The organism is Acidovorax sp., assembly GCF_046314175.1.
GTDB lineage: Bacteria > Pseudomonadota > Gammaproteobacteria > Burkholderiales > Burkholderiaceae_C > Acidovorax.
The window spans coordinates 34,167-57,539 of sequence record NZ_JBKBXG010000013.1 but is presented as its reverse complement, the minus strand read 5'-3'; the positions used below and the strand labels follow the sequence as shown (position 1 = coordinate 57,539).

Here is a 23,373-nt window from a genome sequence, read left to right as displayed (position 1 = left end):
CACGGTTACACCACGATGTTCACAAGGCGGCCGGGCACCACGATGACGCGCTTCGGATGAGCGCCCGCAGCCTGCGTGGTGAAGGCTTCGCTGGCCAGCGCCACACGCTCGATCTCGGCCTTGTCGGCCTGCGCGGGCACCAGAATGGAACCACGCAGCTTGCCGTTGACCTGCAGCATCAACTCGATCTCGTCTTGCACCAACGCGTTGGCGTCCACCACCGGCCAGGGGGCATCCAGCAGGTCGCCCAGCTGGGCCGAATACCCGAGGCCGCTCCACAAGCTGTGCGCAACGTGGGGCGTAGCGGGGTACAGGCAGCGCAGCAAGATGCCAAAGCCTTCGATCATTGCCACCTGGGCGCCGGCCGAATCGGTGGCCTTAAAGTCTTCCAGCGCGTTGATCATCTTCATCGCGCCAGAGACCACGGTGTTGTATTGCATGCGCTGGTAGTCGTAGTCCACCTGCTTGAGCACGGTGTGGATCTCCAGCCGCAGGGCCTTGGCCTCTTTGCTGAATTCCACATCTTTCAGGCTGCTAGCGCTTGCCACGCTTGCGCTAGCAGCTCCCATATCAATAGCAGACAGCTTGACACCAAAGTTCCACACACGGCGCAGGAAGCGGTAGCTGCCTTCCACGGCCGCGTCGTTCCACTCCAGCGTGGCTTCGGGCGGGGCGGTGAACATGGTGTACAGGCGGGCGGTGTCGGCGCCGTACTTCTCGATCAGGTCCTGCGGGTCCACGCCGTTGTTCTTGGACTTGGACATGGTGCCCACGCCCTCGTAGTCGATGGGCGTGCCCACGGGCAGCAAGCCATCACCGCTGGTGGCCTCGTTCTTGAGTTGGGCGCCGACGATCTTGCCGCCTTCATCCAGCACATGCTCCACATCGTGCGGCCAGAAGTAGTCCTTGCCGCCCTTGGCGGTGCGGCGGCTGTAGATGTGGTTGAGCACCATGCCCTGCGTGAGCAGCTTGGTGAAAGGCTCATCCACCTTCACCAGCCCCAGGTCGCGCATGACCTTGGTCCAGAAGCGCGCGTACAGCAAATGCAGGATGGCGTGTTCAATGCCGCCGATGTACTGGTCCATGCCGCTGCCGCCGGTGGCGGCTTGCTGGTCGCGCATCCAGTACGCGGTGCCGTCGGCCACCATGGCGTCGGTGTTCTTCGGGTCGCAATACCGCATGAAGTACCACGAGCTGTCCACGAAGGTGTCCATGGTGTCGGTCTCACGCCGTGCGGCCTTGCCGCAGACGGGGCAGACCACACCGGCGTGAAAGCCTTCGTGCTTGTGCAGCGGGTTACCGGAGCCGTCGGGCACGCAGTCGGTAGGCAGCACCACCGGCAGGTCTTTTTCGGGCACGGGCACCGCGCCGTGTTCGTCGCAATGGATGATGGGGATGGGGGTGCCCCAGTAGCGCTGGCGGCTGACACCCCAGTCGCGCAGGCGCCAGGTGGTTTTTGTCTCGCCCAGGCCCTTGGCCTGCAGGGCATGGGCCACGGCTGCCACGGCCTCCTTGTACGAGAGCCCGCTGAAGCTGTCGGAGTTGATGGTGACGCCGCGCTGCTTGTCGCCGTACCAGTCGTTCCACTGGTGGTAGTCAAAGTGTTCGCCGTCGACCAGCACGACCTGTTTGATCTCCAGCTTGTACTTGAGCGCAAACGCAAAGTCGCGCTCGTCGTGTGCGGGCACGCCCATCACGGCGCCGTCGCCATAGCCCATCAGCACATAGTTGCCCACCCAGACCTCGACCTTTTCGTCGGTGAGCGGGTGGGTGACAAACAGACCCGTGGCCATGCCCTTTTTCTCTTGGGTGGCCAGCTCGGCTTCGGTCGTGCCGCCGCTCTTGCACTCTTCAATGAACGCCTTGAGCGCGGAATTCGTCTTGGCGGCATGGGCCGCCAGCGGGTGCTCGGGCGCCACGGCGCAGAACGTCACGCCCATGATGGTGTCGGCGCGCGTGGTGAAGACATACATCTTGCCGTCGCCAATCAGTGCGCCGTCATCACCTTTGATGTCGTGCGTGAAGGCGAAGCGCACGCCCTCAGACTTGCCGATCCAGTTTTCCTGCATCAGCTTCACGCGCTCGGGCCAACCGGGCAGCTTGTCGCCGGTCACAAAGTCGAGCAGCTCTTCGGCGTAGTCGGTGATCTTGAGGTAGTAGCCGGGGATTTCACGCTTTTCTACGGTGGCACCGGTGCGCCAGCCCTTGCCGTCAATCACCTGTTCGTTGGCCAGCACGGTCTGGTCCACCGGGTCCCAGTTCACCACCTGGGTCTTGCGGTAGGCAATGCCCTTTTCCAGCATCTTCAAAAACAGCCACTGGTTCCACTTGTAATAGGTGGGGTCACAGGTGGCGACTTCGCGGCTCCAGTCGATGGCCAGGCCCATCGCCTGCATCTGCTTTTTCATGTACGCGATGTTTTCGTACGTCCACTTGGCAGGTGGAACGCCGTTTTTCAGCGCCGCGTTTTCGGCGGGCAGACCGAACGCATCCCAGCCCATGGGCATCAACACGTTGTGGCCGTTCATGCGCAGGTAGCGCGTGAGCATGTCGTTGATGGTGTAGTTGCGCACATGGCCCATGTGCAGCTTGCCGCTGGGGTACGGCAGCATCGAGCAGGCGTAGAACTTCTTCTTGTTGTTGTCTTCCGTCACGCGGTAGGCGTCGGTGGCGGTCCAGTGGTCGTGCGCGGCGCGCTCGACGTCTTGGGGAGAGTATTTGTCTTGCATGAGGGCTCGGGGGTGAGAGAAGTGGGCAGCCGCGGGGCCGCGCTGGGGCGATTTTAGGCTGTCATGCCCGCGAACCGGCTGGCCAGCGGGACGAGCGCCTTACGGGCAGCGTCAAACAGACGCCTCAGGGTGCTTTGGCAGGAGCCGAGGGCGCACCAAGCGCTTGGGGTTCGGCTACAAAACCGATGCGCTGCAGCCCGGCCAAGTGGGCCGCACCCATGACCTCGACCACACGCCCATAAGGCACTGCAGCATCGGCGCGCAGTTGCACTTCGGTATCGGGTCGCTCGGCGCCGATGCGACGCAGGCGCTCGGCCAAGGCGGGCTGGGACAGCGGTTGATCGTCGAGAAAGGCCTGGCCGGTCGCATCGACCACCAGCGTGACGAACTGCGGCGCAGCCCCGGGCGTGGCGCCCTCGGAGCGTGGCAGGTCGAGCCGGATGGAACTGGCCATCAACGGCGCAGTGAGGATGAAGATGACCACCAGCACCAGCATCACGTCCACCAGCGGCGTCATGTTGATGTCGCTCATGGGCTGTGACCCCTTGGTGCGTTCGAGTCTTCCGAAGGCCATGGCTGTAGTCGAACGCTTGGAACTCAGGACTTCAAATCGGCGGGCTGCGTCGTGTCGATGAGCAGCTCCCGCAAATCACGCGCAAAGCCTTCCAGGTCGGCTTCGATGCGCCCGATCAGGCGGCCAAACACGTTGTAGGCCAGCACGGCGGGGATGGCCACGGCCAGTCCGGCGGCCGTCATCACCAACGCCTCGCCCACGGGGCCGGAGACTCGGTCGATGGTGATCTGCCCGGCACCCGCCATGGCAGTGAGCGCATGGTAGATGCCCCACACGGTGCCCAACAGCCCCACGAACGGCGCGGTGGAGCCCACCGTGGCCAGCAGCACTTGACCAAACTGCAGGCGCCCGAGCACCTCATGCAAGGCATCGCGCAGAACGCGGGTGAGCCGCTGCGACAGGCTGCCTGCGGCGGCCAGGGTGGCCTGCCCGGCGGGGCTGGAATAGCTTGCTATTGAATTTGCAGCAACAACCAGAGGCAGGACAAGCGCTGAGCGGTCAAATGACTGCAAACGCTGCGCCGCAACGTCGATGGAAGGTGCCTGCCAGAACGCCGCCGTACAGCGAGCCACATCGGCACTGGCCTGGCGCATCAACCGCAGCTTCCAGACGATGACAACCCAGCTGGCCACCGACATGGCCAGCAGTACAAGGGCCGTTCCCTGCGTGACGGCGTCACCCTGGCGCCACCAGTGGAGTGCGTCCATGGAGTGCCGCCGGCCTAGTTGCTGTTGTTCAGACCTAGCACGTCAAACATGTCAAACATGCCCGTCTTGTACCCGGCCAGGAAGCGCACCGCCCGCAGGCTGCCTTGCGCGTAAGTCGCCCGGCTGGAAGATTTGTGCGTGATCTCGATGCGCTCGCCGATGCCCGCGAACAGCACGGTGTGGTCGCCCACGATGTCACCGCCGCGGATGGTGGCAAAGCCGATGCTGGACGGGTCGCGCTCGCCCGTCACACCTTCGCGGGCGTACACGGCGCATTCCTTCAGATCGCGGCCCATCGCATCGGCAATGACCTCGCCCATCTTGAGCGCGGTGCCCGAGGGCGCGTCCACCTTGTGGCGATGGTGGGCCTCGATGATCTCGATGTCATAGCCCGTGGCCATGGCCTTGGCGGCCATCTGCAGCAGCTTGAGCGTGACGTTGACGCCCACGCTCATGTTGGGCGCCATGACGATGGCCGAACTCTCGGCAAATTGGGCGATGGCCGCCTTCTGCTCATCAGAAAACCCCGTGGTGCCGATGACCACCTTGACACCGAGCTGGCTGCATACCGCCAGATGGGCCAGCGTGCCTTCAGGACGCGTGAAGTCGATGAGCACGTCCGCATTCTTGAGGCCGGCGGCAATGTCTGCCGTGATGGCCACGCCGCTGGCATGGCCCAAAAACGCGGTGGCGTCCGAGCCAATGGCAGGGCTGGCCGCCACGTCCAGCGCACCGGCCAGCACGCAGTCGTCACTGGCGCGAATGGCCTCGATCAGCATGCGGCCCATGCGGCCCGACGCACCCGCAACGGCCACGCGGCAGGGAGTGATGGCGGTCGCGGCGGGCAAAGTTGTCCCTGTCATGAGAGTCCTGTACGTTGGGTACGTTGAAGGGGCAGCAGGCGGGACAAGACCCGCGCTGCGTGCGGGGCCGCAAAGGTCAGCGCTTGGGCGCTTCGAGCGGCGGGTAGCTGATGGATGCGGGCTCCAGCGGTGCAGCGGTTGGCGCCGTAGTGGGGCGAGCCGATGCTGGGTACTTGGCCAGTTGCTCCGGCGTTGCCTCCAGCACCGGCACTTTGCCCTTGGCGCCCCGTGAACCCAGGGTGGCCACAAATTCGGTCTCGGTGGGCATTTCGTCGCCCTCGGAACGCTGCAGCACATCGCCGGTGAAGAACACTGTCAGCTTGCGGGTCTGGAGGTCTTCGTTAGGACGCTTGAGGGTGAACACGTATTCCCAGCGGTCTGCATGGAAGAGGCTGGTGACCAACGGTGTGCCAAGGATCTCACGCACCTGCTGACGGCTCATGCCGGGCTGCAGGGCTTCAACCTGTTCGCGCGAGACGAAGTTGCCTTGCACGACGTCCACCTTGTAAGGCTTGACCAAGCTGGTAATGCGGTTACTGGCGCCATCGAAGCTGCTGCAACCCGCCAGGGCAGCCAAGCTGGCACCGATCAACAGGACCAGGCCCAGACGGGCGCTGCAACGGGCTTTGACGGGCATGGATAAAAGGGCTGAGGATATGATCGCCCCATTGTAGCGGCTGACCTTGCGAACCCGAGGAGGAGGCCCGTACCCGAAGGAGCATGCCATGACCAATATCGACGAACTCAAAAGCACGGGACTCAAGGCCACGCTACCCCGCCTCAAGATTTTGGAGATCTTCCAGAAAGGCGCGCAGCGCCACATGACGGCGGAAGACGTGTTCCGCGTGCTGCTGGAAGAGCGCTCGGACATTGGCCTGGCCACCGTGTACCGGGTGCTCACACAGTTCGAGCAGGCGGGCATCCTGATCCGCAGCAATTTCGAGAGCGGTAAGGCGGTGTACGAGCTCAACGAAGGCCAGCACCATGACCATTTCATCTGCACGTCCTGCGGCAAGGTAGAAGAGTTTTACGACCCCGAGATCGAAAAGCGCCAGCAGATCGTGGCCAAGGCCAAGGGCTGGGTGGTGCAGGACCACACCATGGCTTTGTATGGCCAGTGCGCCAGCTGCGCAAGTAAATAGCCCCCCCCCTGGAAACTAGCTCCCCCTGAGGCGCTTCGCGCCATCCCCCTGAGGGCGACGCACCCGGTGGCCCGGCAAAGCCGGTTCCACGGGTGCGCGGGCCTTGGGGGGGCGCCAGCTTGGTGAAACCAAGGTCAAAAGCGGCACGAGCGCTTATCCAGCAAGCGCTGACAGCTATCAAACACGCAGCAGTCTAACCACCGGTGTCGCGTTCCATGGCGCGGCGGTGCCGCTCCACAAACTCCTGATAGGTATCAATTCCGCGCAGTTGCAAGATGGTGTTGCGCACGGCGGCTTCCACCAGCACGGCGATATTGCGGCCAGCCACGACCTGGATCACCACCTTGAGCACGGGCACGCCCAGCACGTCTTGCGTGAGCGGCTCATACGGCAGGCGCTCGTAGTCGCGCTCCAGCGTTTCCTTGCGCACCAGGTGCACGATGAGTTTGAGGCGCATCTTGCGGCGCACAGCCGTCTCGCCAAAGATCGCGCGGATGTCGAGCAGGCCTATGCCGCGCACCTCCAGCAGGTTTTGCAGCAGCTCGGGGCACTTGCCCTCGATGGTGGTCTGGTTGATGCGAAACAGGTCTACCGCATCGTCGGCCACCAGGCCGTTGCCGCGCGAGATCAGCTCCAGGCCCAGTTCGCTTTTGCCCAGGCCGGACTCGCCCGTGATCATCACGCCCAGGCCCAAAATGTCCATGAACACGCCGTGCATCGTGGTACGGTCGGCAAAGTGCTTGGACAGGTAGGCCCGCAGCACATCGATCACAAACGCCGACGACTCGTGCGTGGAGAACATCGGGATCTGCGCGCGCTCGCACATCGACACCAGGGCGTCTGGCGCCACCTGGCTATCCGCCAGCACCAGGACGGGCGGCTCCAGCGTCACGATGCGGGCAATGCGGCGCTTGCAGTCGTCCGGCGACGCACTGCTCAGGTACGCGATTTCGCGCTCGCCCAGAATCTGGACGCGGTAGGGATGGATGTAGTTGAGGTAGCCGACCAGATCGGCACCAGAGCGCGCAGAGCGCACGGCCACTTCATCAAAACGCCTCTCAGAGGCCCCGAGGCCCGCCACCCATTCCCACTTCAGGGGGCCGCGAAATTCCTCGAAAAGGACATCGGCACTGACAACGTTGGGCTTCACGGCGGGTCAGCGAAAAGAGCGCAGTAGCCGCAAAAAATCAGGCCGCTTGCGTCGACTGCCAGCCAGCAATCATGCCGTGCAGCTCGGCGGCGTCGGTGCAGGCCTTGAGCCTTTCACGCAGCGCAGAGTCACTCAGCAACTCGGCAATCTCCGACAGGATTTCAAGGTGCTTTTGTGTCGCCGCCTCGGGCACCAGCAAAAAAATCAGCAGACCCACCGGCAGTTCGTCCGGCGCATCGAACCCAATGGGGTTGAGCAGCTGAAACACGGCGGCCATCGGCGCCTTGAGGCCCTTGATGCGGCCATGCGGAATGGCTACACCATGGCCCAAGCCGGTCGAACCGAGGCGTTCGCGCGCGAAGAGGCTGTCAGTGATCAGCGCGCGCGAGAGGCCGTGCTGGCTCTCGAACAGAAGACCCGCTTCTTCAAAAGCACGCTTCTTGCTAGTGGCATCGAGGCTCACGAGCACTTGAGCGGAGGGCAGGATGGAGGCGAGTCGGTTCATGGTCAAGGGTAACAATTATGCACATATTGGCAAAAACCCTGACTCAAAAGCCAGGAGCAACAAAAAAACCGCCCAAGGGGGCGGCTGCTGTGCCTGTCAGTCGGCTGACTCAGGGCTGGCTCATCAAGCGTGCATTTCGCGCTTGGCGGCTTCGTGGTGATGGTCTTGCAGGCGATCCTTGTGGCGCACCACCTGGCGGTCCATCTTGTCGACGAGGTCGTCGACCGCGGCGTACAGATCAGCGTGTGAGCTTTCGGCAAACAAGTCGTTGCCCTTGACGTGGATGTTGCATTCCGCTCGCTGCCTCTTTTCCTTCTCCTTCTGCTTCTCTACTGTCAGCAGTACCTTGACATCGACAACCTGGTCAAAGTGGCGGGTGATCCGATCCAGCTTGCTGGTGACGTAGTTGCGCAAGGCGGGGGTAACTTCGAGGTGGTGACCGCTGATCGTCAAGTTCATAAATAAGTCTCCTATGGCTCTCTGTGGAACAAATGCCGCCCTGGATCAGAGGAGCGGCGCGGCGAACTTGCATGCATCCATCGACGTGAGTTCACTATGCCCCTGCCCCCACCGAAAAGCAATCCCATACCGCCCTTGCCTGCTGGGTTATGCCTGGCAAGGTGCCAAGCCGCCCAAATGCGCGCACAATGGTTGAGTTACTACCCAGCCCCCTGCAAACGCACCTATCTTGCAGACGCCGTGGCCCCGCGCAGATGCAGCCTGCCCACCACCACGATGGACAACAGACTGGCGGTGATGCCCACCACAGCGGCCATCCAGTAGTTCTGCACCAGCCCCTGCGCGTCGCGGCTGATCAGCAGTCCACCCACCACCGAAGCCACACCCATGGCAGCCGACTGAACCGATGCGTTCAGCGTCATGAAGGTGCCGCGCAAGGGCGCCTGCGCGGCCGAGGCCACGATGGCCATGCCGGGGATCATCCGCCCGCTCACAAAAGCAAACATCAGCGTAGACACCACCAGCACGCCCCACAGCGGCAGCCCCTCCACAAGCGTGATGCCCAACAAGCAGGGCGCCGCGGCCAGTGCCAGCCAGCGAAACGTGGGCACCTTGCCGCGCCGGTCCGTCAACCCGCCAAAAAGACGGGCCGTGAACAGTGTCGCAACCCCTCCGCACAGGTACGCCCACGGGATCTGGTCGGCTCGAACACCTGCGTTGGTCTGCATGTAAATGGTGATGTACGGGATGACCGTAAAACCCGTAAACATTAGCAACGCCGAGAACAAAAAGGCCCAGCGGTGGTTCGGGTCCGCCAGCACCTGCCCGATGCCGCCCAGCGCGGTTCTGCCGCTGGCCGCGTGTACATGGGCCGTCAACACGGGCATGGTGCGCGCAGCCAAAATAGCCAGCACGCCCACCATCACGGCAATGGCGATAAAGGGCGCATTCCACCCGCCGTGCTCCGCCAGAATCAGGCCCAGCGGTACGCCGGCCACGGTGGACACAGAAAACGAGGTCATGATGATTCCCATGGCCCGCCCGCGCCGCTCGAATGGAACCACATCGGCCACAATGGTTTGCGACAGCGCCGACAGCACCCCACCAAACGCACCCGCCAGAACACGCGCCACCATCAGCGCGCCATAGGTGGGCGCCACGCCACACGCGAGGGTGGCCAAGCCAAACAGCGCATACAGCACCAGCAGCAGGCGCTTGCGCCCGAACCGGTCGATATAGGTCGATGCCAGCAAGCCCGATGCCCCCGCCGAAAGCGTGTAGGCCGAAACCAGCAGGCCGAACTGCGCATCGCTGATGGAGAACAACTGCGTGAACTGAGGCCCGAGCGGCATCATGATCATGAAGTCGAGGATGTGCGTGAACTGGATGCCCGCGAGGGTAAGCAACAGCCACAGTTCGCGGCGTGGGGTGAGAGCGGAGTTGGACGGCAAAGGGTGTCGCCTGCGGCGGCCATGTCAGATGCGGGGCTGCACAGTGTGCCGCAAGGCCGCTCACCACGCAGGGCAGCATGTGCCGGGGATTGTATTGCGCCCGTGTGCCCCCTTCTTCAGCGAGAGACCCTGTCCAACGGGCTAGCGTCGCTGTTGCCACCCTGCGCAAGCTCTGGCCCGGCGCGTAAAATCCTGCGGTTGCGCGGAATCACAGCTTCTGCGACGCCTCCCCCCCGTTTTCCGGCCTGCCTGCAGCGGAACCTGCCCGCCCACACCGACACCATGACCCAGCCCAGCTCCAACGCCCTGCACACCTCTGCCCTGACTTCGCTGCCCCTGCTGGCGCGCGGCAAGGTGCGTGACAACTACGCCGTGGGCGACGACCGCATCCTCATGGTGGCCAGCGACCGCCTGTCGGCGTTTGACGTGATCATGGGCGAGCCCATTCCTGGCAAAGGTGAGTTGCTCACGCAGATGGCGCTGTTCTGGTTCGACAAGCTGGGCCACATCTGCCCCAACCACCTGACCGGCGACGCCCCTGAGAGCGTGGTCACCCCCGCAGAGGCCGATCAGATTCGTGGCCGCTCGATGCTGGTGCAGCGCCTGAAGCCCATTCCGGTGGAGGCCGTGGTGCGCGGCTACCTGGCGGGCAGCGGCTGGAAGGAATACCAGGAGTCGCGCTCGGTATGCGGCGTGCCGCTGCCCGAGGGCCTGACCAACGCCGCCAAGCTGCCCGAACCCATCTACACCCCCGCCGCCAAGGCTGCTGCGGGCGAGCATGACGAGAACATCACGTTCGAGCAGACCGTGGCCATCGTCGGCCCTGAGCTGGCCGCGCAGATCCGCGACCTGAGCATTGCGATCTACAAGGCTGCGGCCGAGATCGCACTGACCAAGGGCATGATCATTGCCGACACCAAGTTTGAGTTTGGCCTGGCACCTGATGGCACCCTGGTGCTGATGGACGAAGTGCTCACGCCCGACAGCTCACGCTACTGGCCGGTGGAAGGCTACGAAGCCGCCCTGGCGGCGGGCCAAAACCCGCCCAGCTACGACAAGCAGTTTGTGCGCGACTGGCTGGAACAGGCCCAGGTCAATGGCAAGCCCTGGGACAAAACCCCGCCCTCGCCCCGCCTGCCTCAGGCGGTGATTGAAAAAACCGCCGCCAAGTACCGCGAGGCGCTGGAGCGACTGACTTCGCAGTAAAGCCAGCAGAGCAATGCTTGCTGTCAGCTCAGCGGCGTTTCGGTGGCCTCAAAGCGCAGCACGGGCTTGCCCTCTGCATCGCGCAGCAGCAGTTGCAAGCCCTGCTGCCGAAAACTCTCAACCAGGGCCAGGGCGCTGAAAAACCGCTCTTCCACGCCGCTGGAATCCAGGCACAGCGCAATATTGGACACCACCCGCCCAAACCGCAGCTGCCCTCCCTGCACCTCATAGTCGGCCAAAAACCGGTTGCACCCGCCCGACCCCGTGGCGCGGGGCTCGTCGGTTTGTAGCACCAGGTGCGGCCCCGGCGCACCCTCCGCAGGCCGGGGCACGGGCTCGCCGTTGATCTCGGCAAGCCGCCAGTACGTCAAGCCGAGCGGCGCGCTGGCCTCCACGCGGGCCAGCTGGGGCAACAGACGCAATAACTGTATGCTCACGTGGCGGTAGGCGGAGTCCTGAGGAACCGGATTGCGCATGTCCGTGGTCCATAGCACGCGCCCTTCCAGCGAAATGGTGGCCCGGACCTCATACCGGCCCTTGTGCACAAACCGTGACGACGGGTAGGGGATGCGGATGGCAAAGGGTGGCTGTCCCGCGGGCTCGCGCCGCTGGCGGCCTAGAACCACGGGCGGCATGTCCGGGTTGGTGACGTCGAGCAGCGTGGCTTCAAAGACCGCCTCGGGGGGCAGGATTACCCGCTCTCGGGTCAGCGCGACGCCGGTGACCACCGCATCCGGCTCTGGCGGACGAGTGGCGCAGCCTGCAAACAGCAGGCACAACACCATCGCTGCACCGAGCTGGACCCTGTAGAGGAGGCGCGTGGACAGGGCCGTCATCACGTCATGCGGGGAGAGGGCCATGCACCGCTCACTTTCCGCACCGCGCTTGAAGGTGACAACAATTGCCCGTGAATACCCAGCAGGTCAGCTCAGCACCACGCTCGACAGGCGGCGGCGATAGGTGGCGACGACCGGGTCATCGGGCGGGATCTGGCCGTCGGCCACCTTCACCTTGGGCGGCTCAATGATTTCAAGGATGGACACGTAGGTCTTGCGCGCCAGCTCTTCGCCCCAGGCTTTGTCGCGCATGAGGATTTCTAGCAGCTCGTCCATGGCGTCCGTCCAGCGCTGGTCGGCCATGAGCCAGCGGGCGCGGGCAAAGCGGGTGTCAAAGTCGCGCTTGTTGGCGGCAATTTTTTCATCAAATTCGGCCCCAGCGCTTTCTCCATAAGCGCTGGCAGCTACAAAATCAAGAGCATCCATCCAGGCTTTGAGGGCGCCCAGCTTGCGCGAGGCGGGCGCCTTGGCAATCACGGGGGCAAAAGCCACCTTCGCATCGTCCTCACGGCCCAGTTGCAGCAACAGCTTGACGTAGTCAAAACGCACGTCGTCGTTGGACGGGTCGGTGACCACGGCGTGCTGCAGCTTCTCCAGCGCGGTGCCGGTGTCGCCTTCGGCCAGGGCTTCGAGTGCTTCTTCTTCCTCGGCTTCGGCCACGACCTCTTCGGCAGTGGGCACGTGTTTGTCGAGAAACTCTCGCACCTGGCCTTCGGGCAGGGCGCCCATGAAGCCGTCCACAGGCTGGCCGTTCATGAGCAAAACGCAGGTGGGAATGCTGCGGATGCCGAACATGCCCGCCAGCTGCTGCTCCTGGTCCGAGTCAATCTTGACGAGCTTGAAACGGCCGTCGTAGGCGGTCTCCAGCTTCTCCAGCACCGGGCCCAGCGACTTGCAGGGGCCACACCAGGGCGCCCAGAAGTCCACCAGCACGGGCACGTTCATAGAGGCGGCAACCACCTCGGCTTCAAAGTTCTCTACGGTGACGTCAATCATGGGGATGGGCCAAGGGCCGGTGTAACGGGTTCGCGCTATTTTGGCCCATCGAAATGTCCGGGTGCCAAGAAGGGGGGCGCAAAAAGTAAAATCGCGGGTTCTACCTACAGCGGTGCAGGCGAGTTAAACCGAGATTGCTCATTAGGACGCAGGTGGTTGGCGAGGCGAGTTGCGAGGCAGTTTGGTCACTGGGGAGGAGCCGATAGCCCCGCTATCGGTGACGAAGCAGAGGCCAAAATGGCCGCAAATCGACCGCCAGACACTGCGTAGGCACGAAGTGCCGCCTAATGAACAATCTCGGTTCAACCCGCCACCTGACACCCCAACACCATGAAACCCATCCAGATCGGCGTGGTCATGGGTTCCAGCAGCGACTGGGACACCATGCAGCATGCAGTGCAAATTCTTGAGCAGTTCGGCATCGCCCACGAGGCCCGCGTGGTGTCGGCCCACCGCATGCCCGACGACATGTTTGCCTACGCCGAGGCCGCTGCGGACAGGGGCCTCAAGGCCATCATTGCCGGGGCCGGGGGCGCAGCCCACCTGCCCGGCATGATCGCCGCCAAGACGACCGTGCCCGTGCTGGGCGTGCCCGTGGCCAGCCGCCACCTGCAGGGGGTGGATTCGCTGCATTCCATCGTGCAAATGCCCAAGGGCATTCCTGTGGCCACGTTTGCCATCGGCACGGCGGGCGCCGCCAACGCGGCCCTGTTTGCCGTGGCACTGCTCGCCAACGAAAGCCCCGAACTGCGCCAGCGCCTGGAAGCCTTCCGCGCCGAGCAGACGGAGGTGGCGCGCAACATGACCTTGCCGCCTGCCGCATGAGCGCCAGCACTAAACCCATCCTGCCGGGATCAACGCTGGGCGTGCTCGGTGGTGGCCAGCTGGGCCGCATGTTTGTGCACCAGGCCCAGGCCATGGGCTACTTCACCGCCGTGCTGGATGCCGACCCCACCAGCCCGGCCGGGCTGGTGAGCCACCACCACATCCAGACCGGCTATGAAGACCCGCAAGGCCTGGCCGAGCTGGCCCGCCTGTCGGATGCAGTCACCACCGAGTTCGAAAACGTGCCCGCTGCCGCTCTGGCCGCGTTGGCCGCGCAGCGCCCCGTGTCGCCCGCCGCCGACGCCGTGTCGGTGGCGCAAGACCGTGCGCGCGAAAAGGCCCACTTTGTGGCCTGCGGCGTGCCCTGTGCGCCGTATGCGGTGATTGAAACGGCTGAGCAACTGGCTGCCGTTTCTTCTGATCTGTTACCCGGTATTCTGAAAACCGCCCGCATGGGCTATGACGGCAAGGGCCAGGTGCGCGTGAAGACCGCAGCGGAACTGGCCGCCGCCTGGGACTCGGTCGGCAACGTACCGTGCGTGCTGGAGAAGATGCTCCCCCTGGCCCTGGAATGTTCGGTGATCGTGGCGCGCGGGGCCGATGGCGCCACCGTGCACCTCCCCGTGCAGCGCAACCTGCACCGCGACGGCATTCTGGCGGTGACGGAAGTTTTTGAACAAAATCTGCCTCTAGCGCTTATCCAGCAAGCGGTAGAAGCTGCGATTTCGATAGCGAACGGCCTTCACTACGTCGGCGTGCTCTGCGTGGAATTTTTTGTGCTGCAGGACGGCAGCCTCGTGGTGAACGAGATCGCCCCGCGCCCGCACAACAGCGGCCACTACAGCCAGAACGCCTGCGATGTGTCGCAGTTCGAGCTGCAGGTGCGCACCATGGCCCGCTTGCCGCTCACGCAGCCGCGGCAGCACAGCCCCGCCGTCATGCTCAACCTGCTGGGGGACCTGTGGTTTGCGCACGGCGACGCTGAGCAGACGCCCCCTTGGGCCGACGTGCTGGCGTTGCCCGGCACGCACCTGCACCTGTATGGCAAGCGCGACGCCAAGCGCGGCCGCAAGATGGGCCACCTCAACATCACCGCCGCCACTGCCGAAACGGCACGTGCCACTGCGCTGAAGGCTGCTGCCCTGCTGGGTATTGCACCGTTTTGATGGCGGCCTCCCCACCATGATCCTTAACGGCACCCAGCCCGAATCCATCGCCGCCGCAGCGCGGGCCGTGCGCAGCGGCGCCCTGCTCGGTCTGCCCACTGAGACGGTGTACGGTCTGGCGGCCGACGCCAGCAGCGATGCCGCCGTGGCGCAGATTTTTGCGGCCAAGGGCCGCCCCAGCGACCACCCGCTGATCGTGCATGTGGCCAACGCCGAGGGCATTGCGCACTTCGCCAGCGAGGTGCCGGGATTTGCGCAAAAGCTGGTGAATGCCTTCTGGCCCGGCCCGCTCACCCTCATCCTGCCGCGCCTGCCCGGTGTGGCAACTGCGGCCACCGGCGGCCAAAACAGCGTGGGCCTGCGCTGCCCCGCGCACCCCGTGGCGCATGCCCTGTTGTTGGCCTGCGCGGCGCCCGGCGAGGACGAGACGCAGGGAGGCCCGCCGGTGTGGGGCGTGGCCGCGCCCAGTGCCAACCGCTTTGGCCGTGTGAGCCCCACCACTGCCCAGCATGTGCAGGACGAGCTGGGCGCCGGGCTGCTGGTGCTTGACGGCGGCCCGTGCGATGTGGGCATCGAAAGCACCATCGTGGACTGCACGCGCGGCGTGCCCGTGCTGCTGCGCCCCGGCGCCATTACACGCGCGCAGATTGAGGCGGCCTGCGGCATTGCACCGCTGTCCAAGGACGACATGCCCGCGCTCACGCCCCGCGCCTCGGGCACGCTGGAAGCCCACTACGCGCCCAATGCCAAGGTCCGGCTGATGGATGCCAAGGCCCTGCAAACCGGCCTGGACCTGCTAGGGGCCGAAGCCGCCCACATCGCGGTCTATGCCCGCGCCGCGCTGCGCACCAAATCCTCCCGGCTTGTCATGCGCCGCATGCCTGACGACGCCATCGCCACCGCCCAGCAGCTGTTCGCCGTGCTGCGCGCTTTTGACGACGACGGCGTGAAACTGATCTGGATCGAGACGCCGCCCACCAGCCCTGACTGGGAAGGCGTGCGCGACCGTTTGCAGCGCGCTGCTGCCGCCTGACCCTGCGCGACGCGCGCTTTACATGCGTTGACGTTGCACCGCTAAACTACCCCCCCCTTTTCTGGAGAAATACATGGCAGCAAATTGGATGCGCCGCACCGTACTGGTCGCCGCATGTGCGTCGGCCGCGTTGCTTGCGGCCTGTGGTTCAAGCACCACCGAATCAGCCATCACCCCCGAGCGCTTTATCGCGTTTGGCGATGCCAACACCGACGTGGGGCAAAAAGGCTCGCTCTACACCGTCAATGATGGCAGCGTGAACAACTGGACGCTGCAGCTGGTGGGCAACTACGGCAAGGCCCTCACGCCTGCGGCGACAGGCGGCAAGAGCTACGCAGTCGGCAACGCGCGTGTGGCCGCCAAGCCCGACGCGACAGGCAACGCCAGCACACCCACCATCACCGAGCAGATCGACACCTTTTTGGCAGGCAACAGCTTTGGTGCCAACGATGTAGTGATTCTGAGTGGCGGTATCAGCGATGTGATCGCCGGCATGGCCGCCGTCAACGCGGGCACCCAAACCGAAGCCGCCATGGTGGCAGCCTCCCGCAAGGCCGGTGAAGACATGGCCGCACAGGTCCGCCGCCTGGTTACCGCAGGCGCAAAGTACGTGGTGGTGGCCGGCACCTACAACCTGAGCAAGACCCCCTGGGCCAAGACCATTGGCCGCGAGGCCCTGCTGGCAGACGCCAGCAGCCGCTTCAACGATGGCCTGCTCGTAGGCATCGTGGACCTGGGCGCGAACGTGTTGTATGTGGACCTGGCCTACTACGTCAACCTGTACGCCGACGTACCTGCCAACTTTGGCTTCAACAACGCGACGGCCGCTGTGTGCACGTCAGTGGACACAACCAACGGCATTGGAATTGGCGCGGGCCGGGTCAACTCGGCTTTGTGCAACAGCTCAACGCTGCTGTCGGGCGCCAATCAGTCCTCGTACGTGTTTGCTGACCCGGTGTATCTGACGCCCTCGGCACATCGCCAGTTTGGCACCTATGCGTATGACCGCCTGAAGGCGCGCTGGTAAATCAGCTGCAGTGGAGCGCTGCTCCCGCTGCAGACTGACAGCAGGCATAAAAAAGCCGACCCCCGGGTCGGCTTTTTGCTGTGCGCCCTGCCCCGCGCAAACGGGGCAGATGCCTTCGGGCTACTTGACGGTTTCAAACACCGCACGGGCCTGCGCATGGCAGAACGGTGGCTCGTAGGTGCCGTGGTAGCTGCCGTAGTAGGCCGCGAACTCGGGGGAGGTGGGGTCCGTGGGCGCCTTGCCGCCAGGGCCGAAGGTGGCCTGGATGGCGGGGTCCACATCCACCGATGTGACGTTGGTGAGGCCTCGGCTGTCAAAGTCGGCCTTCATCACCACCTGGTGGATGGCGGGAGGCACTGTCGGATCGCCCGCGCCGCCGCACAACAGCGTGCGCGCCTTGGGGTTCCAGCCCAGCAGGTCGTTCTTTTTGGCAGCCAGGTACAAGGGGTGGGTGGTGCTGGTTTGCGAACCCTTGATGAAGTCGGACTGGAACACCGCATCACGTGCCTGGTTGGGCGCACCACCGGGCAGCATGCCCGTGGTGACCAGCGTGGTGTAGTTCAGCGTGGGGTTGGGCAGCAGGTTCTCGATGTAGCCCGAGTAGGGAGCCTTGAACGCCAGCTTCACGTCGCTGTAAACATCGCCGTACACCTTTTGCCATGCAGTCACGAGGTACGGCACGAAGAACTGCACGCCCGCAATCGCGTCAGGTATGCGCAGCGACCCCGACATGTTGTAGGGACCTGCAAGATGGGCGCCAGCCACCACATTGAATTCGGTGCCGTAGTCGCGCTCGGCCGAACGATGCGCCGCCATCGACGAATGCCCGCCCTGCGAGTAACCGGTGAACATGACCTTGCCCGACAGGTTGGCGCCCACAGTGCCTGCAGCGTTACGGGCTGCGCGCACCGAGTCGATGACCGAGGTGGCTTCCGAGTCGGCATGCAGATAGGGGTGATAGCTGTAGCCCGACTTGGCAAAACCCAGGTAGTCGGTGGCTACCACGGCGTAACCCTGTGAGGCGTACATGGCGGCCAGCAAAAAGGTCTCGCTGTCTTGCGGGTTGGCCAAGGTGCGCGGCTTTTGTACGTCAGTGCCCTTGGCGTAGGCCACCAAGGGGGCAGCGCTGGTGCAACTGCCTGCGGGCACCAGCATCACGCCCGAGGCGTTCGTGCTCTCGCCGCTTTTGACGCCTACGGTAGCGTAGTTGAGCGACACCACTTTCACATCACATTTGGCTTTGCCGCTGATGGCCTGCAGGCCGCTGGCGGCGGTGCCCGCGTCAATCTGGGCGGCGGTCAGCGTAGTCAACGTGGCTGGCGGGTCGATGAGGGCGCCGCGTGCCGGGTCGTCAGAGCCACCGCAGGCGACAAGCAGGACCGCAGCGGCGGCAACACAGGTAAGGCGGAAATACGTCATGAATGGGACCCTTGGACAGTGAGGAACGACGCATCGTGCGCGCACCTGCACTGCAGCATCCATTGGGGATAACGCGGGCCACACTGCACCGCAGACGCCTAGGCGACAGCTGCCGGCCTGATCCCTCACCGGGGGCGGCGCTCTCCGTATACCAGCTTCATGCCCAAAATGGCACCCGCCAGCACCAGGGTGATGGCGGGTGCCACCACGATGGGCCAGGCCGCCAGCGCGAGGCCATACACCAGCCACAGCGCAATGCCCACAGTGAACACGCTGTACATGCCCAGGGAGATGCCGGTCACATCCCGTGTGCGAAACGTATGCAGCGCCTGCGGCACAAAGCTGCAGGTGGTGAGAGCAGCGGCCAAGTAGCCGATGAGGTCAGAGATGGGCATGGGGCATGGGGCATGGGCGATGGGGCGACGGAAGGCTGCAGACACCGCAGAACGGGCGCAGGATTATTCACTGGTCCCGGGCGGCCCAATCGGTCAGCGCGTCCAGCACAGGGCGGGCGCCACCCGCATTCGCGTGGTTGACCACCGCCACCAGCACATACCGGCGTCCGCTGGCCCCGTGCACATAGCCCGCCACCGCCATGACATCGCGCAGGCTGCCGGTCTTGAGGTGGGCCGTGCCCGCGCGGCTCTGGCTGCGTCGCAGGGTGCCATCCACCCCCGAGATGGGCAGCGAGGCCACCAGCTCCGGCATCACAGGAGACGCCCAGGCCACCTGCAGCATGCGGGCCAGCGCGTGCGCCGTGATGCGCGCGTCGCGGCTCAGCCCCGCGCCGTTGTCGGCCAGCGGTAGCTCCGCATCGCCCATGCGGGCGACCCACCACTGGCGCAGGGCTTCGCGGGCGCCGTCGAAGGTGGCCACACCGTTCTTTTGCAGTGCAAGGGTCAGAAACACATGCTGCGCCATGACGTTGTTGCTGTATTTGTTCACGTCGCGTACCACCTCGGCCAGCGCTGGCGAGGTGACCACAAACGCGGGTTTGAGACCCAAAGGCAACTTGCCCTCGCGCACACTGCCCGTGAGCTTGCCGCCCAGCTCGCGCCACATGCCCTCCACCGCCCGCGCCGCGAAACCGCGTGGGTCGGCGGCAGCCACGGGCCACACCCGCTCCCCACAGGCTGCGGGGTACACGCCTTGGAATCCCACCTTCACCGGGTCGCCCAGCTCTGCCCGCAAGGCTCCACGCCAGTCACCACACTCGGTACCCGCCGCCGCCAGTGCCACGGTGGCCTGGCGCTGCACCCCCGCCAGCGGCGGGTCGTACTGGATGCGCGCCAGCCCGGCCGCGGCATCGGGCACAAAGGTCATCACCGACGACTTGTAGTTCAGCAGCAGCGCGTCGGGCGCAGCGTTGTAGGGGCGCAGGGGCTCGCCGTCAAAACGCGCCGGGTCGTGGTCGGGCACGTCGAACGCGGTGCGGTCCAGCACGATGTCGCCCACGATGACCTGAATGCCCTGGCCCTGCAGGCGGCGCATCAGCAGCCACAGGCGCTCCATGACCAGTTTGGGGTCTCCCTGTCCCTGGATGAAGACATTGCCCCGCAGGCTGCCGTCCTGCACCGTGCCTTGCACGTACACCGGGGTGTTCCACACGTAAGCCGGGCCCAGTTGCTCCAGCGCCGCGTAAGTGGTCACCAGCTTCATGACCGATGCAGGGTTGACAGGCACCTGGGCCCGGTGTGCCAGACGCGCGGGGGTGGGCCCGCCCTGGGTGTCGACCACCACCACCGACAGGGCATCCCGCGGCAGCTTCGCGCGGGCCAGGGCCGCTTCTACCGTGGCGGGCAGCGGGATGGGAGTAACCGGGGCGGTCTGGGCCAGAACGGGCTGTGCCGTGATCGCCACGACGGCCAACACACCCGAAATGCCACGGAGCGCCACTTGGCGCCAGAGGTCAGAAAGAAAGAACATGGCGGGAGTCTATAGCCCACCCTCCGGCAGCCAACCCCGTGGGGAGCGCCGTATAGGCCACACACCGATAATCCCCCGATGCGTCTTTCTCCTCGCGCCATCGGCCTGCTGGCGGCGGTTGTCACCGTCATCATCTGGACAGGCTTCATCGTCATTGCCCGCGCCTCGGCCCAGCGCACGCTCACCCCGTTCGACATTGCCCTGCTGCGCATCACCGGCGCCAGCCTGGTGCTGCTGCCGTGGGGCTGGTGGATGGTGCGACGGCGCAAGGCATCGCAAGGCGTGCAGGCAGCACCCTCCAGCCTGCTGGGCATTTCCCCCTTGCCATTGCGCACCACCGTGCTGCTGGGCACGTTCGGCGGGCTGCTCTACGCGCTGCTGGCTTATTCAGGGTTCTTTCATGCACCCGCAACCCATGCGGCGGTGCTCATGCCCGGCAGCCTGCCGCTGTGGACCGCGCTGCTGGCGGCTGTGGTGCTGCGCGACCACATCACCCCGCTGCGCGCCGCCGGGCTGACGTTGATCGTGGCGGGTGACTTGCTGGTGGGTGGGCGCAGCCTGCTGGCCGCCTTTTCGGGCGGCGATGTGTGGAAGGGCGACGTGCTCTTCATGATGGCCGCCTCGTGCTGGGCCACCTACAGCGTGCTGGCGCGGCGCCATGCGGTGGACGCTGTGCAGGCCACCATTGCGATCACTGCCTTTGCCTGCATGGTGTACGTGCCCGCCTACGCCGTGCTGGTGGCACTGGGCGCGGTGACCAGCCACTTGGCCATCGCGCCGTGGAGCGAGATCGTCTTTCAGATGGTGTTCCAGGGCGGGGGCTCGGTGGTGATCTCGGGCATCAGCTTCACGCGCATGATCCAGCACTTCGGCCCCGTGAAGTCGACCATGATCACCGCGCTGGTGCCCGGCCTCTCGGCCATGGGCGCCGTCGTTTTTCTGGACGAGCCCATGTACTGGAACCTGTTCGCCGGACTGATGCTAGTCACCGCCGGTATCCTGCTGGGCGTGTTGCGCAAAAGCCAGGGTGCCGCGCCCCCCGTCCCTGTGGTGCCTGCCGTGCCGCCCTCGCAACAATCTCCCACCGCTTCATGAATCTGCTCGCCTTTGATACCAGTACCGACACCCTTTCCATCGCCGTTCAGCATGGCGATGCTGTGGTGCAGCACACCGGCCCGGGCGGGCCGCAGGCGTCGGCCAACATGATTCCCGAGGTGCGCCGCTTGCTGGCAGAGGCGGGGCTGTCGTTCGACACGCTGGACGCCATCGTGTTCGGGCGCGGCCCGGGGTCCTTCACCGGCCTGCGCACTGCGTGTGCGGTGGCGCAGGGGCTGGCATTTGGCGCCCGCGGCGGCCTGGGCCTGCCGGTGCTGCCGGTGGACACCCTGCTCGCCCTGGCCGAAGAAGCCCGCCAGCAACATGGCTGCACGCAGGTGGTTGCTGTGCTGGATGCGCGCATGGACGAGGTCTACCACGCACGCTGCGAGTGGCTGGGCAGCGCGAGCGGCTGGCAGACCGATGCCGACTTTGGCCTGGGTGCGCCAGAAACGGTGTTGCCCCCCGCCGGGTGGACAGTGGCGGGCAACGCACGCGCGCCGTACGGTGATCGTCTGGCACCCACCGCCCACCACGTGGCGGCGCTGCCCACCGCCACGGCCCTGCTGCGCCTGGCGCCCGCCCTGTTGGCCGCTGGCGGCGGCATGCCCGCCAGCGATGCGCTGCCCCGCTATATCCGCGATAAAGTGGCGCAAACCACGGCCGAACGCGCCGCCCTGCGCGCCAACCCACCCGCAGCCCAACCCTGACCCGCATGAGCGCTTTACCCACGTCCTCTGACGACGACGCACTGAATAAGCGGCCTGAACTGAGCCTGGAAGCGCGTTTTGAAGCGCTGACGCTCGCACAGCTCGACGCGGTGCTGGCGGTGGAGCATCGTGCCTACAGCCACCCCTGGACGCGCGGCAATTTCACCGACGCACTGGCTTCGGGCTACCAGGCCCAAGTGCTGATGGCCGGGGACCACCTGCTGGGCTACTTTGTAGCCATGATGGGCGTGGATGAAGTGCATTTGCTCAACATCACCGTCACGCCCGAGTTCCAGCGCCAAGGCTGGGCACGGGTGCTGCTGGACGCACTGGCCCTTTGGTCGCGCGGGCGCGGCGCGCAGTGGCTGTGGCTGGAAGTGCGTGCCAGCAATCTGCGCGCCCAGCACATTTACGAGGCCCATGGCTACCGCCGCGTTGGCGAGCGCAAACGCTACTACCCCGCTGACCAGGGCCAACGCGAAGACGCGGTGGTAATGAGCCTGCCGCTGTGATCCACTCGGACACGCTCCTTACTGCCACCCGACAACCGCTACACCACCGCCCGCCTGTATGAGCCTTCACCTTGATGCGCGACAACGCGCCATGCTGCAAGAAATGGGCGTCACCGTATGGGGCCCGCCTGAAGCGGCGACCGCTGCCCCCGTGCTGCCAGGCAGCACGGCCGCTGAACGGGCATCGCCCCTGCCCATGGCAGCCGCGCCAACGCCCGCCGCCCCTGTTGCAGCTCGCCCTGCAGCCCCGGCGGCTGCGCTCAGTGCAGCGCCTGCAACCGCAGGCCACCGCAATCCCCCTGCAACGGCCCCCGCCCCTGCTCCGCCCGTGGCAGCATCAGCCACGCCCGCGCTCAAGCTGCATCCCGCCGTGGCGCTCTACCCCGGCGCCGACCCGGCACAAACGCCCGCCGGGCTGGGTGCAGGCTGGCTCATCGTGACCGAAAGCCTCACCCCCGCCGACCCGCTGGGGGGCGACGCCGGGCGCTTGCTAGACAACATGCTGCGCGCCATGCAACTGCACCGCCACCCGCGCGTTTACCTGGCGGCCCTGGAGCGCGCAGCCCCCGGCGTTGATGCGCAGGGTGGCGACATCACTGCGGCATTGGCCGACACCGTGGCCGCCATTGCGCCTGCGATGGTACTGGTCCTGGGCCATGTGGCCGCCCGTGCGGCGCTGGGCCGCACCGAGCCGCTAGGCCGCCTGCGCGCCGAACCCCACCAGATGGCAGGTTGCCCCGCCGTGGTCACGTACGACCCGGCGTTCTTGCTGCGTTCGCAAGACAACAAGGCGGCCGCGTGGGCCGACCTGTGCCGTGCGCTGGCCACGGTGCGCGCAGCGTCAGCCCCTCGCGCAGAGGGCTGACAGGCACAGCCCTGTCACCATGCGGTGCCATAATCCGCCGCTTGCTTATTTTTACGGAGACAGCTCCTTGGAAACCTACCCCAGTTGGTAGCTTTCAGCTCCCCGGCCTGCTTGACTGCTGTGGGGTTGAAAGCACCCCACGACCTCACACCGCAGACGCCATATAACAAGGGAGTG

The 23,373-nt window shown here is 65.2% G+C and carries 24 protein-coding genes; 10 read left to right on the top strand and 14 right to left on the bottom strand.

What is annotated here, in order from left to right; genetic code table 11:
- Positions 1-5 precede the first annotated feature (5 nt).
- From leuS to ACK4OE_RS05515, 5 genes are all read right to left on the bottom strand, one after another.
- On the bottom strand, positions 6-2,729 hold the full coding sequence (gene leuS / locus ACK4OE_RS05535) for a leucine--tRNA ligase (RefSeq protein WP_409883609.1): 2,724 nt from the start codon (positions 2,727-2,729) through the stop codon (positions 6-8).
- A gap of 124 nt (positions 2,730-2,853) precedes the next feature.
- On the bottom strand, positions 2,854-3,303 hold the full coding sequence (locus ACK4OE_RS05530; protein ID WP_409883606.1) for an ExbD/TolR family protein: 450 nt from the start codon (positions 3,301-3,303) through the stop codon (positions 2,854-2,856).
- Between the two features lie 23 nt (positions 3,304-3,326).
- Positions 3,327-4,010, bottom strand: coding sequence for a MotA/TolQ/ExbB proton channel family protein (locus ACK4OE_RS05525; protein ID WP_409883604.1), 684 nt, complete (start codon positions 4,008-4,010; stop codon positions 3,327-3,329).
- A gap of 14 nt (positions 4,011-4,024) precedes the next feature.
- Complete coding sequence (gene dapB / locus ACK4OE_RS05520; protein WP_409883602.1) at positions 4,025-4,873, bottom strand: 4-hydroxy-tetrahydrodipicolinate reductase; 849 nt, start codon at positions 4,871-4,873, stop codon at positions 4,025-4,027.
- Between the two features lie 76 nt (positions 4,874-4,949).
- Positions 4,950-5,510, bottom strand: a complete 561-nt coding sequence (locus ACK4OE_RS05515) for an outer membrane protein assembly factor BamE (RefSeq protein ID WP_409883600.1) — start codon at positions 5,508-5,510, stop codon at positions 4,950-4,952.
- A gap of 88 nt (positions 5,511-5,598) precedes the next feature.
- On the opposite strand from ACK4OE_RS05515, the gene fur reads away from it, so the two are divergent.
- A complete protein-coding gene (fur, locus tag ACK4OE_RS05510; protein WP_409883598.1) occupies positions 5,599-6,015 on the top strand; it encodes a ferric iron uptake transcriptional regulator in 417 nt (138 codons plus the stop codon).
- Positions 6,016-6,208: 193 nt separating this feature from the next.
- On the opposite strand, the gene hprK is transcribed toward fur, so the two are convergent.
- The 4 genes from hprK to ACK4OE_RS05490 all read right to left on the bottom strand — a co-directional run bounded on the left by hprK (position 6,209) and on the right by ACK4OE_RS05490 (position 9,580).
- Positions 6,209-7,165, bottom strand: a complete 957-nt coding sequence (gene hprK, locus ACK4OE_RS05505; protein ID WP_409883596.1) for an HPr(Ser) kinase/phosphatase — start codon at positions 7,163-7,165, stop codon at positions 6,209-6,211.
- Positions 7,166-7,202: 37 nt separating this feature from the next.
- Positions 7,203-7,670: a PTS sugar transporter subunit IIA gene (locus tag ACK4OE_RS05500; protein ID WP_409883594.1), complete on the bottom strand. Its 468-nt coding sequence runs from the start codon at positions 7,668-7,670 to the stop codon at positions 7,203-7,205.
- A gap of 123 nt (positions 7,671-7,793) precedes the next feature.
- Complete coding sequence (hpf, locus tag ACK4OE_RS05495; RefSeq protein ID WP_409883592.1) at positions 7,794-8,129, bottom strand: ribosome hibernation-promoting factor, HPF/YfiA family; 336 nt, start codon at positions 8,127-8,129, stop codon at positions 7,794-7,796.
- Positions 8,130-8,353: 224 nt separating this feature from the next.
- Positions 8,354-9,580, bottom strand: coding sequence for an MFS transporter (locus ACK4OE_RS05490; RefSeq protein WP_409883590.1), 1,227 nt, complete (start codon positions 9,578-9,580; stop codon positions 8,354-8,356).
- A gap of 282 nt (positions 9,581-9,862) precedes the next feature.
- On the opposite strand from ACK4OE_RS05490, the gene ACK4OE_RS05485 reads away from it, so the two are divergent.
- Positions 9,863-10,786, top strand: a complete 924-nt coding sequence (locus ACK4OE_RS05485) for a phosphoribosylaminoimidazolesuccinocarboxamide synthase (protein ID WP_409883589.1) — start codon at positions 9,863-9,865, stop codon at positions 10,784-10,786.
- Between the two features lie 23 nt (positions 10,787-10,809).
- Here the strand turns inward: ACK4OE_RS05485 and ACK4OE_RS05480 are convergent, their stop codons facing one another.
- Together ACK4OE_RS05480 and trxA are read right to left on the bottom strand one after the other, a co-directional pair.
- Positions 10,810-11,646: an META domain-containing protein gene (locus ACK4OE_RS05480; RefSeq protein WP_409883588.1), complete on the bottom strand. Its 837-nt coding sequence runs from the start codon at positions 11,644-11,646 to the stop codon at positions 10,810-10,812.
- Positions 11,647-11,709: 63 nt separating this feature from the next.
- Entirely contained in the window at positions 11,710-12,618 is a 909-nt protein-coding gene (trxA, locus tag ACK4OE_RS05475; protein WP_409883586.1) for a thioredoxin, read from the bottom strand.
- A gap of 330 nt (positions 12,619-12,948) precedes the next feature.
- On the opposite strand from trxA, the gene purE reads away from it, so the two are divergent.
- From purE to ACK4OE_RS05455, 4 genes are all read left to right on the top strand, one after another.
- Positions 12,949-13,443 carry a 5-(carboxyamino)imidazole ribonucleotide mutase gene (purE, locus tag ACK4OE_RS05470; protein WP_409883584.1) on the top strand — a complete coding sequence of 165 codons (495 nt, stop codon included), beginning with the start codon at positions 12,949-12,951 and terminating at the stop codon, positions 13,441-13,443.
- Positions 13,440-14,609 carry a 5-(carboxyamino)imidazole ribonucleotide synthase gene (locus tag ACK4OE_RS05465; protein ID WP_409883582.1) on the top strand — a complete coding sequence of 390 codons (1,170 nt, stop codon included), beginning with the start codon at positions 13,440-13,442 and terminating at the stop codon, positions 14,607-14,609. The genes purE and ACK4OE_RS05465 overlap by 4 nt, the downstream gene beginning before the upstream one ends.
- 16 nt (positions 14,610-14,625) lie before the next feature.
- Entirely contained in the window at positions 14,626-15,642 is a 1,017-nt protein-coding gene (locus ACK4OE_RS05460) for an L-threonylcarbamoyladenylate synthase (protein ID WP_409883580.1), read from the top strand.
- 73 nt (positions 15,643-15,715) lie between these two features.
- The gene (locus ACK4OE_RS05455; protein ID WP_409883579.1) at positions 15,716-16,669 is read left to right on the top strand and encodes an SGNH/GDSL hydrolase family protein; all 954 of its coding nucleotides are present in this window, start codon (positions 15,716-15,718) and stop codon (positions 16,667-16,669) included.
- Between the two features lie 120 nt (positions 16,670-16,789).
- Here the strand turns inward: ACK4OE_RS05455 and ACK4OE_RS05450 are convergent, their stop codons facing one another.
- The 3 genes from ACK4OE_RS05450 to dacB all read right to left on the bottom strand — a co-directional run bounded on the left by ACK4OE_RS05450 (position 16,790) and on the right by dacB (position 20,014).
- Positions 16,790-18,088 carry a lipase family protein gene (locus ACK4OE_RS05450; protein ID WP_409883577.1) on the bottom strand — a complete coding sequence of 433 codons (1,299 nt, stop codon included), beginning with the start codon at positions 18,086-18,088 and terminating at the stop codon, positions 16,790-16,792.
- 125 nt (positions 18,089-18,213) lie between these two features.
- Positions 18,214-18,483: a SemiSWEET transporter gene (locus ACK4OE_RS05445; protein ID WP_409883574.1), complete on the bottom strand. Its 270-nt coding sequence runs from the start codon at positions 18,481-18,483 to the stop codon at positions 18,214-18,216.
- Between the two features lie 67 nt (positions 18,484-18,550).
- Positions 18,551-20,014: a D-alanyl-D-alanine carboxypeptidase/D-alanyl-D-alanine-endopeptidase gene (gene dacB, locus ACK4OE_RS05440; RefSeq protein ID WP_409883572.1), complete on the bottom strand. Its 1,464-nt coding sequence runs from the start codon at positions 20,012-20,014 to the stop codon at positions 18,551-18,553.
- A 78-nt stretch (positions 20,015-20,092) separates the two neighbouring features.
- Between dacB and ACK4OE_RS05435 the strand changes: the two genes are divergently transcribed.
- From ACK4OE_RS05435 to ACK4OE_RS05420, 4 genes are read left to right on the top strand one after another with little or no spacing between them, the layout of a single operon-like run.
- Positions 20,093-21,109 (top strand): DMT family transporter, encoded by a 1,017-nt coding sequence (locus tag ACK4OE_RS05435; RefSeq protein WP_409883570.1) that lies wholly within the window; start codon positions 20,093-20,095, stop codon positions 21,107-21,109.
- The gene (tsaB, locus tag ACK4OE_RS05430) at positions 21,106-21,819 is read left to right on the top strand and encodes a tRNA (adenosine(37)-N6)-threonylcarbamoyltransferase complex dimerization subunit type 1 TsaB (RefSeq protein ID WP_409883569.1); all 714 of its coding nucleotides are present in this window, start codon (positions 21,106-21,108) and stop codon (positions 21,817-21,819) included. The genes ACK4OE_RS05435 and tsaB overlap by 4 nt, the downstream gene beginning before the upstream one ends.
- Before the next feature lie 5 nt (positions 21,820-21,824).
- Positions 21,825-22,331, top strand: a complete 507-nt coding sequence (gene rimI / locus ACK4OE_RS05425) for a ribosomal protein S18-alanine N-acetyltransferase (protein WP_409883567.1) — start codon at positions 21,825-21,827, stop codon at positions 22,329-22,331.
- Positions 22,332-22,389: 58 nt separating this feature from the next.
- Entirely contained in the window at positions 22,390-23,196 is an 807-nt protein-coding gene (locus ACK4OE_RS05420) for a uracil-DNA glycosylase family protein (RefSeq protein ID WP_409883564.1), read from the top strand.
- Positions 23,197-23,373: the final 177 nt, after the last annotated feature.